Genomic DNA, 14153 nt, shown 5'->3' with positions numbered 1-14153 from the left:
CCGCCGGTCACGCACCCGCGCGGGACGCAAATGGCCGGAGCACGGCTGCGGCGTCGACCGATACGCGCCCCGCGCCGAGCACCCCGTCGAGCGCCGGATCCACCGCGAGCGCCGCCTCCACGCGGAGCAGCGCCGGCAAATACACGATCTCGCGCCCGAGCCCGCCCCCGCGATACACGCGCGCCGTGATGCGAAGCGCGTCCGGAACGCTCGCCCCGTGCGAGAGCAGGAGCCGCGCCGCCTCCACGAAATCGGCCCCCGCTTCGAGCGTCCGCGCCGCCACGTGCCGGGACGCAAGCTCGCGCCGTCGCCCGCCCACGAGCGCACCCGCGCGCCGCTCGAGCCAAAGCGCGCGCCCCTCCTGATCATCCGCGCCGCTTTGCGTGCCGATCACGAAGATCCCGAGCGACATCTCCGCCGCCCGGCACCGCGGGAGCACGTGCCCTTCGATCTCGTGAAGCACGGTCCGCTCCACGTCGGCCCGCGTCATGGACCGCCCCGCCGCGACCTGCACGACGCTCTCGCCCGTCGCCGCGAGCGACGACAGATCCCGCACCACGACCACCCGGAATGGCAGGCGCCGCGCCCCGATCTCCGCGCGCATCCGCACGAGCAGCGATCCCTCGTCCGCCTCGTCGTCGCTGCGAATGGGCGCATCCTCTTCGGACACGCGCGGCGGCGGCTCCGAGAGCCAGCGCCGCGCGAGGTCGTCCGCCGCGTCATCGTAATGGTCGCGCCGGCCAAACCTTTTCCTCGCCGCGGCCCAGAGTTCCTTCGTCCCGACCGCCGAGCAGACCCGCGCCTCCGCCGCAATCTCCCGGGCCCTTCCGGCGTACACCGCGCCGAGCGGCCCTTCGTTCTCCAGGAACGCCGCGAGCTCCCCGAGCGCGCCCACGAGGCCGTCGTGATCGGGCGGCGGCTCGTACGAGAACCGCGGCGCCTCGTGATCACCCCGCGCCCACGCGCTGCCCAGCCGATCGAGCTCCGCCCGCAGGTTCGTCGGCGTCGTGCACATGATCATGCGCACGCGCGAGGCCGCCTGCACGAGCGCGTTCCCCGCGTCCGTGATCCATTGCGACGAGTGAGGGCCAGAGGCGCGCGGCACGGTCCCTACAGCAAGTTCGCCGCGAGCTCCGCGAGCTCGCTGCGCTCGCCCTTCGCGAGCACCACGTGCCCGGCGATTTGCTCCTGCTTGAACCTGTCGGCCACCACGCTGAGCCCGTTCGACGCGTGATCCACGTAGGGGTTGTCGATCTGGTGCGGATCCCCCGTGAGGATGATCTTCGTCCCCTCGCCCGCGCGCGTGATGATCGTCTTCACCTCGTGCGGCGTGAGGTTCTGCGCCTCGTCCACGATGAGGTATTGATGCGGCAAGCTGCGGCCGCGGATGTACGTGAGCGGCTCGACCTGCACGATGCCGCTCTCCAAAAGCTGCACGAACCCGCGCCCGTCCGCGTTGCTCTTGCCGCGCGTGGCTCCGCTCGAGAACAAGAACTCGAGGTTGTCGAAGATCGGCTGCATCCACGGGTTCAGCTTCTCGTCGACGTCGCCCGGCAAGAACCCGAGATCCCGGCCGAGCGGCATCACCGGCCGGCTCACGAGCAGCCGCGAGTAGACGCCGTCCTCCACCGTCCGCTTGAGCCCCGCCGCCAGCGCGAGGAGCGTCTTGCCCGTGCCCGCCTTGCCGATGAGCGTCACCAGCCGGATCGTGTCGTCGAGCAAGATGTCGAGCGCATAGGCCTGCTCCTTGTTGCGCGGCCGGACGCCCATCACCCCGTCGCGCGGCGTACGCAGCGACACGACTTGCCCCTTCGAAGCGTCGTACCGCCCGAGCGCCGTGTGCGTCGCGCTCGCCTCGTCACGCAGGAGCACGCCCACGTTCGGATAGAGCGCCGAGCGGTGGGGCGCCGCGACGAACCCGTGCTGGAAAAACAGGTCCACGTCGGTCCCCGGCACCTCGACCTCGAGCACCGACAGCTCGTTCTCCGGATCGGGCGCGTTCTGGCTCTCGTACGTCTCCGACGTCACCCCCAGCGCGTCCGCTCGGATGCGCAGGTTCGTGTCCATCGTGACGAAGATCGTCGGCTTGCTCTTGTCCTTGTCGCGGACGTCGATCGCGACCTGCAAGATCGCGAGGTCCTGCGACTTCGAATCGAGCCCCACGAGCGCGTTCGGCCGTCGCTCGGGGATCGCGATCCGGAGCGAGCCTCCTCGTTCGAGCGGCACGCCCACGGAGAGCGCGCCCGCGGCGCTGCGCAGGCCGTCGAGCAATCGCGCGATCGTGCGCGCGTTGCGCCCCCGCTCGCTCCCTTCCCGCTTGAACTGGTCGATTTCCTCGATCGCGTAGATCGGGATGATCAGGTCGTTGTCCTCGAACTTGAAGATCGCGTGCGGGTCGTGGAGGAGGACGTTGGCGTCGAGGACGTAGTTTTTCCTCATGGCTGAGCTTCTTCGGCCCGTTGCAAGTGGGGTTCGGGGCGTAGCTCGGCTTGTCCGAGCAGAGCCCCAATCGTTGTCAGGAATGACGGCCAGGCGGCGTACCCCCCGACGGGGAACTGCGCAAGGCTATACCATTCGCACGTAGCGTCCGTGGCGAATGAGCGGCTCGCCGTCCAGGTCGACGTCCGTGTCGGCCGCAGCGAACGCGAGCTGACCGTGCGACGTCCAGAGCGCCCCGGTCCGCGACGCGAAGTTCTCGCCCAGCGACAGGTGCAAGCCCGGCATGTTCTCGTCGTGGATGAGCTCGCCGAGCGGCGCCGCGATGCCGATGTTCGCTCCGAGCGAGAGCAGTCCCACCCGATCGTGGCCCATCGCTTCATTGATGAACTTCTCGACGTACGCCTTCACCGTGGCGTCCCGACATTCCACGCGCTGCACCCGCCCGCCCTCGAACGTGAGTCGAATCGGCCGGCTCGACAGCGAGCCGAGCCGCGAGCCGTAGCCGCCGCCCATCGACGCATCGACCACGTACGTGCCCGTCACCTGCCCAGGCGACGTCACGAGCGCGCCGTATGGCACGTTCAGCCACTGGCCCGAGCGGATCATGCTCCCGTTCGCGAACCAGCGGAGGTTCGGCGCCATCTCGACTTCGAGCGACGTGCCCGCCTGCGAGCGCACCTGGAGCTTCGAATGCGGCTTCATCGCGTTCCGGAGCGCCGCGATCAGATCGAAGACCCGCGTCGAGCTCGCCAGCATGCTGTTCACGAACGCGCGCCGGCTCGTCCCCACGATGTGCACGTGCCGCGCGCGGTTCGCCGTGGCCGCCATGACGAACGAGTGCCGCGCGTCGTACTCCCCCTCCTCGTACGTCGCGGCAAACAACGTCACATCGGCGCCCGGCACCGCCGCGAGCACCTCCTGCGGGCAGCGCCCCCACGGCCGCGGCGCGAGCGCCTCCACGTCGATCCGCTCCACGCGCGCCCGCCGCTCCTGCGCCACCTGCTCGAACGCGCGCGCGACGTCCTCGTTCTGCCGGTCGTGCACGATGAGCAGCCGCTCGTTTGTCTCCAGCGCGACGAGCTCGTCGAGCACGCGCGCCGCCGGCGTCACGAGCCCCGGGTCGACCGTCGGCCGCGCCGAAAGGAGCGTCTGCGCCCGCGGCGGCGCCGGCGGCCGCGACGTCGAATGCGCGAACGACGGGGGCGGCGGCGAGGTCGGCGGCGGCGGGATCGTGGAGATGGCCCGCGGCGCTTGTGACCCTTGTGACGACGGGTGCGACGTGTTGCGCTTCTGCGTCGACGGGGCCCAGGAGCGAGGGGTGGTCGAAGGCGGCGGCGGCGTCACGCCACGGGAAAACCCCGCGGGCGACGGCGGCAGCGGCGTCGAGCGACCGAGCCCCGAGGACGGCATCGGCGGCGGCGGAATGGAGGCCGGGTTCGTCGGACGCGTGGCCGGCGGCGGCGGCGTCGGCGTCGGCCCGCGCTGCGGGGGCGGCGTGTAGAACGGTTTGCCGCTCGACGTGGACACGGGTTTGTCGTCCGGGTTCGTCGGGGAGGAAGGCTCGCGCGCGGCCTTCGGCTCGCTGCTCGGAGGAAGCTCGGAGAACGCTCGCCGCGACGACCCGCGCCCCGGCGAAGGAGGTGTCGGTCCCGTGGCGCCGGGCGGACCCTTCATGGTCGTCACAGTCGAAAAGTTACTCAATTTTTCGCGACGTGTCAGGCACCGTGTCGGTCCGCTGACGCTTTCAATCCCATGGCACAAAACCGCCGCTTCGAGGGATCCCGCGTAGCTCGGTTCGCGCCGGAGCGCTGGGCTCAGAGATCGATGCGGTAGTCTTTGATCTTGTAGAGCAGCGCGCGGTGGCTGATCTCGAGCACCTCGGCGGCGCGCGTGCGGTTGCCTTTGGTCTTCTGCAGCGCGCGGCGAATGAGGATCTCCTCGATGACGCGCGCGGTCTTCTTGATCGAAAGCTCCCCGCTCGTCAGGTGGAGCTGGATCGGATCACGCGCCTCGCGGATGCGCTCGGGAAGGTCGTCGGCCTCGATGCTGTCTTTCTCGGCGAGGACCATGGCGCGCTCGATGGTGTTTTCGAGCTCGCGCACGTTGCCCGGCCAGCCGTACTCGAGGAGCAGGCGGCGCGCCTCGGGCGAGAGCGCGCGGATGTTCGTCCCGAAGCGCGCGTTGTTGCGATTCATGAAGTGCTCGACGAGCAGCGGTACGTCCTCGCGCCGCTCGCGGAGCGGCGGGATGCCGATCGGCAGGACGTTGATCCGATAAAACAGGTCTTCCCGGAACCGACCCGCTTGCGTCTCGGCGTGCAGGTCGCGGTGCGTCGCGGCGATGATCCGCACGTCGACCTTGATGTCCTTCGAGTCGCCGAGCCGCCGCATCGTCTCTTCCTGCAGCACCCGGAGCAGCTTCACCTGGAGCGAGAGCGGCAGCTCGCCGATCTCGTCGAGCAGGAGCGTGCCGTGGTTCGCCTGCTCGAAGAGACCGACGCGGTCGGTGGTCGCGTCCGTGAAGGCGCCGCGGCGGTAACCGAAGAGCTCACTCTCGAGCAGGTTCTCGGGGATCGCCCCGCAGTTCACCGCGACGAACGGCCCGCCGCGCCGCGAGCTCCGCCGGTGGAGGGCCCGCGCCACGAGCTCCTTGCCCACGCCGCTCTCGCCGGTCACGAGCACCGTGGTCTTGTAGTCGGCGATCTTGGCGATCGTCTTGAAGATCGCCTGCATGCTCTCGCTCTTCGCGAGGATCTCTTCGAAGGTGCTCTCGCGCAGGATCTCCTGCTTGAGCGCGCGGTTTTCCCGGCGGAGCGTCTCCCGCTCCTCGGCCTTGCGCAGCGTGAGCAAAAGCTCTTCGGCCTTGAACGGCTTCTGGATGTAGTCGTACGCGCCGGACTTCATCGCCTCGATGGCGAGGTCGACGTTGCCGTACGCGCTCATCACGATGACCGTCGCCGGATCACCCTTCGCCTTGAGGGTCGCGAGCAAATCGAGCCCTCCGAGCCGGGGCATCCGCACGTCCGTGAGGATGAAATCCGGACCGAAGGATTCGAGGAGCGCGAGCGCCTCCTCGACCCCCGACGCCACCTCCACCTCGTAGCCGTCGCGCTTCAGGAAGGAGCGAACGACGACCCGCAAGTTCTCTTCATCGTCGACGAGCAGGACTCGACGCATGGATCCTCGCAAACTTTTCTACACGGATCGAGGCTACCCTGCAACGGTTGCACTGGAGGCACGATTGACAGGGGCTTCCATGAGCCGTATCCCCGGGTCCGGAAGATGCGGCGGGGGCCGAGGATCTTTTCATGAGCGTGATCGATCGACTGGGAAAAAAGCTCTCGTCCTCCAGCGCCGTGATGCGCCTCATCAGCAACGACCGCGTGATGCAGGTGGCGACGGGCCTCATGGACGCGCGAGGCCGGCTCGAAGCGGCCGCCGAACGCGCCTCCGAAGCCTGGAGCATCCTCCTCAACGGCCACGCGCTGCCCACGATCGACCCGGCCCTCGATGGCGGCGACGACGTCGTGGGCGCGGCCGGCAAGAGCCCCGCACCCGCCGCGAAACCGGCCGAGGCGAAGGAGAACGGGGCCGCGACGAACGGCGCCGCCGCGCACGCCACGACGAACGGAGCCGCGACGAACGGCGCGGCCGCGCATGCCGCGACGAACGGGGAAGCGACGAGCACCGAGGCGCCCAAGCCCGCGGGCCCCGGGAGCGCGGCGGAGGAAAAACTCGCCCAGCAGATGGCGTCGCGCACGTCGCTCTCGCGCATCGGCGGCCGGGACGTCTTCGAGAAGTGTTACAAGTTCATGACCGCGGACAACGCCCGCGCCATGGGCGTCTACCCGTTCTTCCGCCCGCTCGACTTCAACAACGGGCCGGAAGCGCAGCTCGAAGGCCGCAAGGTCATCATGCTCGGCTCGAACAACTACCTCGGGCTGACCACGCACCCCAAGGTCCGCGAAGCCGCGAAGAACGCGATCGACAAGTACGGCACGAGCATGACCGGCTCGCGGCTGGTGAACGGGTCGATGCGTCTGCACAACGAGCTCGAACAGAAGCTCGCGGCCTACCACGGCAAGGAGGCGGGGCTCGTGTTCACCACGGGCTACCAGGTCAACATCGCCACGATCAGCGCGCTGCTCTCCAACAAGAAGAGCGTCGCCGTCATCGACAAGGACGACCACGCCTCGATCTACGACGGCGTCCGCCTCGGCCAAGCCGCCGGCGCGCGCATGGTCCGCTACCGGCACAACGATCCCGAGGCGCTCGACCAGGCCCTCTCCGAGCTCGACACGAGCGAAGGCGCGCTCGTCATCACGGACGGCGTGTTCAGCGCGCAGGGCGAAATCGCGAACCTGCCCGGCATCGCCTCGGTCGTGAAGAAGCACAAGGCGCGGCTCCTCGTGGACGACGCGCACGCGCTCGGCGTGATCGGGCCCGGCGGCCGCGGCACCGCCGCCCATTTCGGGGTCGCGGATCAGGTCGACCTCATCGGCGGGACGTTCTCGAAATCGCTCGCGTCGATCGGCGGCTGGCTCGTCGGCGAACGCAAGGTGCTCGATTACATTCAGCACTTCGCCTATAGCTTCCTGTTCGCCGCGAGCGCCGCGCCGCCGAGCGTGGCCGCGGCGATGGCCGCGCTCGAGGTGATGCAGGAGGAGCCCGAGCGGCAGGAAAAGCTGCGCGAGAACTTCACGTACATGCGGAACGAGCTGCGCCGTCTCGGCTTCGAGCTCGGGAAGACCGAGACCGCCGTGATCCCGATTTACATCCGCGACGACCTGCGCACCGTGATGATGTGGAAGACGCTGCTCGACGAGCACTCGATCTACGTGAACCCATTCATCACGCCCGGCGTCCCCCCGAAGCAGCAGGTTCTCCGTACGAGCTACATGGCGACGCACGAGCGTCACCACCTCGATCGCGCGCTCGAAGCATTCGAGAAGGTCGGTAAGAAGTTCGGCGTGATCTCGTAGCGCCACGCTTCCCCGAAGAGCGTCCGTCGTCCCCTCTGGACGCTCTACCGACTCCCTCCGCGTGAACGCGCGCGTACCATGACGCGTAGCCCGGCGTTCACAGCGACGCGTGAACGCCGCACCCCAAGCAACGTAAGACGGTGGCACGGTGCGTGTTACGCACCCCCGTGGTACGAATACGCAGGCGCCCCGCGCGCTCGTTGCGGCGCGTCCGTCGCTGGAGGGTTTTCATGTTCTTGCGTCCATCCTTCGCCAAGCTTGTCGGCCCGAGCGCCCTGTTCCTCGTCCTCGCCGTGAGCGGCAGCGGCTACGGCGGTTGTTCCGACGCCGACGCCCAGATCGAATGCGACGCGAACGGGGAAAACTGCATGATCTGCGACGGCTACGGCTGTCACCCCGCCAATCCCAACGTGGGCCAAGGCGGCGGCGGCGGCCAGGGCGGCCAGGGCGGCGGCAATCCCACGTGCGACCCGAACGTGACCACCTGCGCCTGCGTCGACAATGGCGACTGTCCCTCCGGCCAGGTCTGCCTGGAGGGCCTCTGTCTCGTCGGCTGCAACCACAGCTACGAATGCGGCCCCGGCAAGGTCTGCGCAAACGGGCAGTGCGAGGTCGGCTGCGACGAGAACAGTCCGTGCCAATCTGGGTACGTCTGCGACAAGGGTGTCTGCGCCGCCGACCCCGTGACCGCGTGTCCGATGAAGCCCTGCGCGAGCAACGAGGCCTGCATCGACGGCATCTGCGAGCCGGCCTGCACCAAGCACAGCGACTGCCCAGCCGGCGAGATCTGCGACAGCACGGCCGGCGGCTGCATCCCCGATCCCTCCCCCATCCCCGGCTGCGGTCCAGGCAAGGAGCCCTGCCCCGGCGCAGCCCAGTGCGGCGCAGACGGCTACTGCCATTACCCCTGCGGCGATCTCAACGCCTGCAAGCTCATCGACAATCGCTTCGTCGCCTGCGCTCAGGGGATCTGCAAGACGAACGAAGAGGTCAACCCCGAGTGCGACCTCGATACCCCCTGCCCGCCCGGCAAGGACTGCATCTCGAACGAATGCCTGTGATCGTCGGCTGATACGGAGCCGCCTCATCGCAAACCGCCGCGCCGGGGCGCTGCCCCGGGCCCCGCGGGGGCTGTTCGCCCCTCGACCCGAACCAGGGCAAGCCCTGGACCATTTGGGGAAGAACTGCGCGATGCGCAGTTCTTCCCACAGGCCGGTGGCAAGACCGCGAGGGTGTGTTTCACGCCGTCGGCGTCATGGGTCGAGACGTCAGCGCTGCTGTTTTGACTGGCAGGATCGTCCCTGGTCTTGACTCGGCCTGTTCGATGAACTGCGCATCGCGCAGTTCATCGACCCCGGGTCCAGCGCTTGCGCTGGTCCGGGTCCAGGGGCGGATAGCCCCGGTGGGGCCTGGGGCAAAGCCCCAGCGAAGCGGCTCCCAGATGAGACCAATTGCTTCAGTTGGGAGCGCCCGGGGTGAGGCTCGAGCAGGTGCCCCAGTCGACCGAGGCGTTGTCCGTATCGGCGCCGTTTGGCAGGCGGCAAAGCGAGCGGGTCAAGGTGTTGCTATCCGCGGTGGCGAACGCCGTCCCCTCCACCAAGCTCACGGTGCCCACGCCCGGAATGGTCGCCGCGGTGACGTTGCCCTCGTAGGAGAGCTTGTCGACGACGCTCGAGCCGCACACCAGCGCCACGCCCTCCGTGTCGTTCTGAAGGATGTTCGTCGACGTGGGGACATTGATCCTCTTCGCGCCGGCGGGCACCACCACCGCGCTCGCCCCGACCACGAGGTATTGCCCGGCGGCGAGGGAGCCGGCCGGGCTCAGGTCCACTGTGCTGTAAACAGCGCCGTTCGCGCCGTTGACGAGGACCAGCGCGCACCCGGAGAGGCTGACGGCGCCGCCGGCCGGGTTGTAGATCTCGACGTATTCGCTGCTATCCGTGCCGACGGTGTCATAGTCGATCTCGTTGATCACGAGGTCGGCGGTGGTGGCCGCAGGCGCGGTGAACGAGCCCTTCAGGGTGACGCCCGAATAGGGGAGGAAGCCGAGGAGCATCACGTAATAGGTACCCGCCTGAATGCTGGAAACGGTGCAGGTCAGCGAGGTTCCGCTGCCGGTCGGCACGCAAGCCTGGCCCAACGAAGGCCAGCCGAACTGGACGTCCATGAAGACGTTGCCGGTGCCGCCGCTGGTCGTGAAGACCAGATTCGTGGCGCCCGCGGGGACGTCGAGCGTGTAATACTTTGCGCCTTCGAAGTTCCCGCTCAGGTTGGTCAGCGGCACATTGTTCTGGAGCGGGGTGGCCGGGGGCGGCGGCGGCGGGACGACGCCGACGGCGTCCCAGGCCTTGGCGACCGCGTCGATCTCCGCCTGGGTGAACCCGAGCTGCGTCGCCGCCTGCACCGTCGCGTTCTTGGCGTCGAGGAAGCTTGCGCTCGAGGTCAGGATGTCGACGTTCGCCTTGTAGAAGACCCGGGCCGCCTTGAGGATGCCGATGCCGGTCACGTTGACGGAAGACTTGCCCTGCGGGTGGGTGCCGCCCTGCGAGAGAAGGTAAAACGCCAGATTGGCGATACCCGAGCTCAGGTGGACGTCGGCGGAGCCGGCGCTGCTGTTGTAGAAATCGAGGGATTCGCCGTCCTGGGCAGGGTTCGCCATGTAGCGCAGGCCGTCGCCCGGAGTCGCCGGCGTCCATACCTCATCGCCCACGATCCACGTCTTGCCATTCACCACCTGGCCATCGCGGTACCATTCGCAGACCGCGCCGAAGATGTCGCTCATCGCCTCGTTCAGGCCGCCGGACTCGCCTGAATAGGTGAGGTTCGATTCGCTGCCGGTGACAGCGTGGGTGAGCTCGTGGGCCGTCACATCCATCGAATGAGCCAGGCTCGAGGAGTTCACGCCGTCCCCGTCGCCGAACACCATTTGCGTCCCGTCCCAGTACGCGTTGACGTAGTTGATGTCGTAATGAACGGTGCTGACGAGCGCGGCGCCCGCGTTGTTGTAGGAGTCGCGGCCGAACAGGTTCTTGTAACAGTCGTAGGTCTTGCCGAGCCAGTCATAGTTGACGTTGACGGTGGTATCGCTGCTCGCTGCCTGCCCCTCGCTCCGCACCAGCGTGCCCGGGAGGACGGGGAACCCCGGGAGTTCGGGCAAATTGCTGGCCGTATACACCTGCCGGTTCTTGGCGGTGTGGATGTGCGGTATCCGGAGCGCGATCGAGCCGTCCGCCGCGTCCACGAGCACGGTGTCCCGCACCGGAGTCCCGTCCTCGAGCCGGCCGCGAACCTCGACTCGATACACGAGCGCGAGCCGCTTTCTGGCAGCGTAATAGGCGAGCGGCGCCTCGTCCTCCACAAAGACGTCCGCCGCCTCGGAGCTGTCCCGGGCCGCGCCGAGCGCGTCCGAAAGCTCGATGGAGGGCAGCTCGTCCGCCGGTAGGTCGCTCCGCGCGCCGCCGTTTGCCGCGATGATCACCCCGTCCCGCACATGAAGCACGAGCTCCGCGCCGATGACGGGCAAGCCGTTCTTGGTCTGCGAGAAGCGGAAGTGTTGGTCCCCCTGCTCGTCGATCCGGGCACGCCGGAGCGAGAGCTCGCTCGCGTCCGCGCGGAACACCGGGGCGATGTCCGAGAGAACCGCGCCGAAATCGGTCTTTTCGACGTGAGCCGCCGTCGCGAGTCGGCCCAGGTTCCCTGTGACGAACCGCGGGATCGCGTCGTCGTCGAGCTGCACCACCTCCGCATCTGGCAGCGCTGCCAGATGCGCTGGGATGTCCGAGCTGTGCCTGTCGCGCAAATCGTCCACCTCCGCGTCCGTACCTTGGCATGCCGCCGCGGCAAGGATCACCGTAGCCAGACCAAGACCCCGAATGAGTTTATTGCGAGTCAATGCCGTCTCCTTTGTATCCGTCGAGCCGTGCTCGATGGACGCATGATTGCCGTGGCCTCCGCGCCGCAATGCACTGGACCGGGTCTCGAGCGCCATCCCACGAGCGCATCGAGCTGACGGAGGCAGTATGCGTTGAGGAGAGGAGCGCCGCCGGTTACGAGCGGTTACGTCACACGTACGCGAAGGTAGCCGAGCCTTACGGGCGCGCCAAGGTGTCAAAGGGCCCCGCCTGTGCGGGGCCCCCCGCTCAGCCGCCAGTCGGCTGTTGCTCGCGTGACCTGCCGGCGTTCTCGTCGGGCGTCCGACGCTTCAGTCGCGCGGACGCTCGCAATCGAAGACGTGCCCCCAGCGTGGATCGAGCGACAGCCAGATCGGAGACGTGTCGGGGTGGAAGTTTCCTACACCCAGCGGAAGCGCGCCCTCCCAGACACGCTCCGTGGTGCATCCCTCGAGGCCCAGGTCCGCAGGGCCCGCGCGGAAGGTCGATCCGTCGGGGCACACGAGCGTGGGGGGCATGCCCGACGTGAACGAAATCGTCGCGCCGGTCGGCCCCTCGAGGACGTGTACCCGAGGCGTGTCCGTCCTCGTCCCTGTCTCCGGGCCCGTGTCGCGATAGCGGAAGCAGGTCTTGTTCGCGACGCGCACCTCGATGTCGAGGACCCAGGTGGGCGCTTTCGGCGTCTCGGGTCGAAAGAGCACCTCCGCATTCGAGGCCGTGCAGATTTTTCCGTCACGCGCGAGCATGCCCTCGATCGGGAGAGGGCCGAGGCAGGCGCGGATCTCACGCTTCATCGTCTGCCAGCAGTTGTCCTTTTTGCGGACCCATTCGCAATCAAGCCGCTCCGAGGCGTGGTTCACCGCCGGAGGCGCGGGCGCTTCGGCCATCGACGCGCTCGCCGGCAGAAGGGGCGGCGAGCCTTGCGGAACGGCGTCTCTCGTGCAGCCGGGGAGGGAAGCGGTGAGGCCGAGGAAGGTGGCGACGAAGGTTTTCGAACGCGGATTCATGGCGATGTCACGGCGTGCGCCGATCGAGACGGGCACTCTACGGGAGGGAAGGCGAGGGGTTCAAGGGCGCCCGGCCATAGCCACCCAGGGCGGAGGGCGAAGGCGGGAGCAGGATCGTGCTCGGGCGTCGTACAGTCGTGTAACATCCGCCGACCCGCTGCGTTCATCCGTACGTATGCCAAGCTCGCCTCGCTCCGACCGCCACCCCCGCCTCGCACCGCGGGCGCTCGTGCTCACGGCCTCGCTACTCGCGGCCTGCTCCAAGAGCCCGCCACCCGCGCCGCCGCAGCAGCCCTACGTGGCGCAGCCGTATCCGACGCAGCCCATGCCGCAGGCGCAACCCGCGCAGCCGGCGCTGGGCTCGGCGATGCTGGACATGATCATCGCGGCGCAGAAGACGATGCCGTGCCCGCTCCCGGGGCTGCCGCCCGAGGTGACGCGGCTCATCGATTGTGCAGCGATCCGGACGGCCACGAACGCCGTCGCGTACGTGCCGAGGGCGATCGCGGCAGGCTCGCTGCCGGCCCAGGTGGACCATCGCGCGCAGGGGCTGACGGGCCCGGTGAAGGATCAAAACCCGGTCGGGGCGTGCTCGGGGTTCGCGATGTCGTCCGTGATGGACAACGCGATCCGGCGGCGGGGGCGCTACGACGTGGTGTCGCCCCTGCACATCTTCGCGACCTACACGCAGCCGAACGATCTCGGCGTCCTCAAGGGCCGACCGCTCGCCGTCGATCCGGTGTGGCCCTTCGACAAGGTGAAGGCGTGCCGCATCTCGTCGCCGGCGCATGGCGGATATTGTCAGTCCGACGCGGGCGTCGTCCCGGGCTCCGGCGCGAACGACCCGATGCTGCTGTCGGAGCGAGCGCGCGCCGACTCGATGGGCGCCTACCGCATCGACGCGCTCGAATACATGGAGGCAAAGGACATCGACCAGATGGCGCTCCTGCTCGCGGAGGGGGAGGCCGTGTGGGTCGCGCTCGCGTTCGATCGGCAAGCGTGGGACTGGAACAGCGTGCGATCGGGATACCTGCCGTACTATCCGCGCCAGGACGGCATCGGCCACGCGGTGGTGCTGCAGGGCTATCGCATGGGGCCGACGGGGCGGGAGTTCCTGTTCCAGAATAGCTGGGGGACGCAGTGGGGGCTCGGCGGATATCTGTGGATCCCCGAGTCGATGATGCGAACGCATCTGCTCCACGCGTATCGCGTCCGCGTGACGGACGCAGCAGGCGCGCCGTACGTGCCGCCCTCGATGCCGCCAGCCCCGAACGTACCCGTCGCGAGCTGCCCCCAGGGGCAAACGGCCGTGTTCGGAGTATGCCTGCCTCTCCCGAGCGGCGGCGCGGTTCCTGCGCCCGGCGCGATCCCTCCGCCGAGCAGTCTGCCGCCGGTCGGCAATTGCCCGGCAGGCACGGTGCCGAACCTGCTGGTCCCCGGCCAGTGCGTGGCCGTTCCCAGCGGCTTCTGATTCATCACCTCGCCGCGCCGGGGCGCTGCGCCGGGGCGCTGCCCCGGGCCCCGCGGGGGCTGTTCGCCCCTCGACCCAAACCAGGGCAAGCCCTGGACTCGTGGTGGAAGAACTGCGCGATGCGCAGTTCTTCCCACAGGCCGGTGGCAAGACCATGGAGGTGCGTTGCACGCTGGCGACGGGCACGTGGCCCGTTGAATCGTCAGCGCCGCGGTCTTGATGGGCAGGGTCGTCGCTGGTCTTGACTCGGCCTGTTCGATGAACTGCGCGTTGCGCAGTTCATCGACCCCGGGTCCAGCGCTTGCGCTGGTCCGGGTCCAGGGGCGGATAGCCCCTGGTGGGGCCTGGGGCAACGCCCCAGCGAA

Annotated in this window: 9 protein-coding genes; 3 read left to right on the top strand and 6 right to left on the bottom strand. The window is 68.5% G+C overall.

Annotated features, from left to right (window positions below; genetic code table 11):
• Positions 1 to 7 precede the first annotated feature (7 nt).
• From KEG38_RS48795 to KEG38_RS48780, 4 genes are all read right to left on the bottom strand, one after another.
• A complete protein-coding gene (locus tag KEG38_RS48795) occupies positions 8 to 1105 on the bottom strand; it encodes a tyrosine/phenylalanine carboxypeptidase domain-containing protein (RefSeq protein WP_272427830.1) in 1098 nt (365 codons plus the stop codon).
• Between the two features lie 5 nt (positions 1106 to 1110).
• Positions 1111 to 2439, bottom strand: a complete 1329-nt coding sequence (locus KEG38_RS48790; protein ID WP_272427829.1) for a PhoH family protein — start codon at positions 2437 to 2439, stop codon at positions 1111 to 1113.
• A gap of 126 nt (positions 2440 to 2565) precedes the next feature.
• A complete protein-coding gene (locus KEG38_RS48785; protein WP_272427864.1) occupies positions 2566 to 4113 on the bottom strand; it encodes an aminopeptidase in 1548 nt (515 codons plus the stop codon).
• A gap of 140 nt (positions 4114 to 4253) precedes the next feature.
• Positions 4254 to 5615 (bottom strand): sigma-54-dependent transcriptional regulator, encoded by a 1362-nt coding sequence (locus KEG38_RS48780; protein ID WP_272427828.1) that lies wholly within the window; start codon positions 5613 to 5615, stop codon positions 4254 to 4256.
• Positions 5616 to 5746: 131 nt separating this feature from the next.
• Here KEG38_RS48780 and KEG38_RS48775 point away from each other — a divergent pair, with 131 nt between their 5' ends.
• The gene (locus KEG38_RS48775; protein WP_272427827.1) at positions 5747 to 7420 is read left to right on the top strand and encodes an aminotransferase class I/II-fold pyridoxal phosphate-dependent enzyme; all 1674 of its coding nucleotides are present in this window, start codon (positions 5747 to 5749) and stop codon (positions 7418 to 7420) included.
• A gap of 230 nt (positions 7421 to 7650) precedes the next feature.
• Positions 7651 to 8481, top strand: a complete 831-nt coding sequence (locus KEG38_RS48770; protein WP_272427826.1) for a hypothetical protein — start codon at positions 7651 to 7653, stop codon at positions 8479 to 8481.
• A gap of 395 nt (positions 8482 to 8876) precedes the next feature.
• On the opposite strand, the gene KEG38_RS48765 is transcribed toward KEG38_RS48770, so the two are convergent.
• Positions 8877 to 11228: a M4 family metallopeptidase gene (locus tag KEG38_RS48765; protein WP_272427825.1), complete on the bottom strand. Its 2352-nt coding sequence runs from the start codon at positions 11226 to 11228 to the stop codon at positions 8877 to 8879.
• Positions 11229 to 11621: 393 nt separating this feature from the next.
• Positions 11622 to 12317, bottom strand: coding sequence for a hypothetical protein (locus KEG38_RS48760; protein WP_272427824.1), 696 nt, complete (start codon positions 12315 to 12317; stop codon positions 11622 to 11624).
• Positions 12318 to 12546: 229 nt separating this feature from the next.
• On the opposite strand from KEG38_RS48760, the gene KEG38_RS55895 reads away from it, so the two are divergent.
• A complete protein-coding gene (locus KEG38_RS55895; RefSeq protein WP_272427823.1) occupies positions 12547 to 13788 on the top strand; it encodes a C1 family peptidase in 1242 nt (413 codons plus the stop codon).
• Positions 13789 to 14153: the final 365 nt, after the last annotated feature.

This window comes from Polyangium jinanense, assembly GCF_028435265.1.
Taxonomy (GTDB): Bacteria; Myxococcota_A; Polyangia; order Polyangiales; family Polyangiaceae; genus Polyangium; species Polyangium jinanense.
Note: the sequence above shows the minus strand (reverse complement) of the source record. Positions and strands in the feature narration are given on the sequence as shown.

Excerpts from the sequence above, each read along its gene's own strand:
- KEG38_RS48760 (WP_272427824.1), bottom strand. The coding sequence starts at position 12,317 with ATGAATCCGCGTTCGAAAACCTTCGTCGCCACCTTCCTCGGCCTCACC.
- KEG38_RS48780 (WP_272427828.1), bottom strand. The coding sequence starts at position 5,615 with ATGCGTCGAGTCCTGCTCGTCGACGATGAAGAGAACTTGCGGGTCGTC.
- KEG38_RS48770 (WP_272427826.1), top strand. The coding sequence starts at position 7,651 with ATGTTCTTGCGTCCATCCTTCGCCAAGCTTGTCGGCCCGAGCGCCCTG.
- KEG38_RS48785 (WP_272427864.1), bottom strand. The coding sequence starts at position 4,113 with ATGAAGGGTCCGCCCGGCGCCACGGGACCGACACCTCCTTCGCCGGGG.
- KEG38_RS48775 (WP_272427827.1), top strand. The coding sequence starts at position 5,747 with ATGAGCGTGATCGATCGACTGGGAAAAAAGCTCTCGTCCTCCAGCGCC.
- KEG38_RS48790 (WP_272427829.1), bottom strand. The coding sequence starts at position 2,439 with ATGAGGAAAAACTACGTCCTCGACGCCAACGTCCTCCTCCACGACCCG.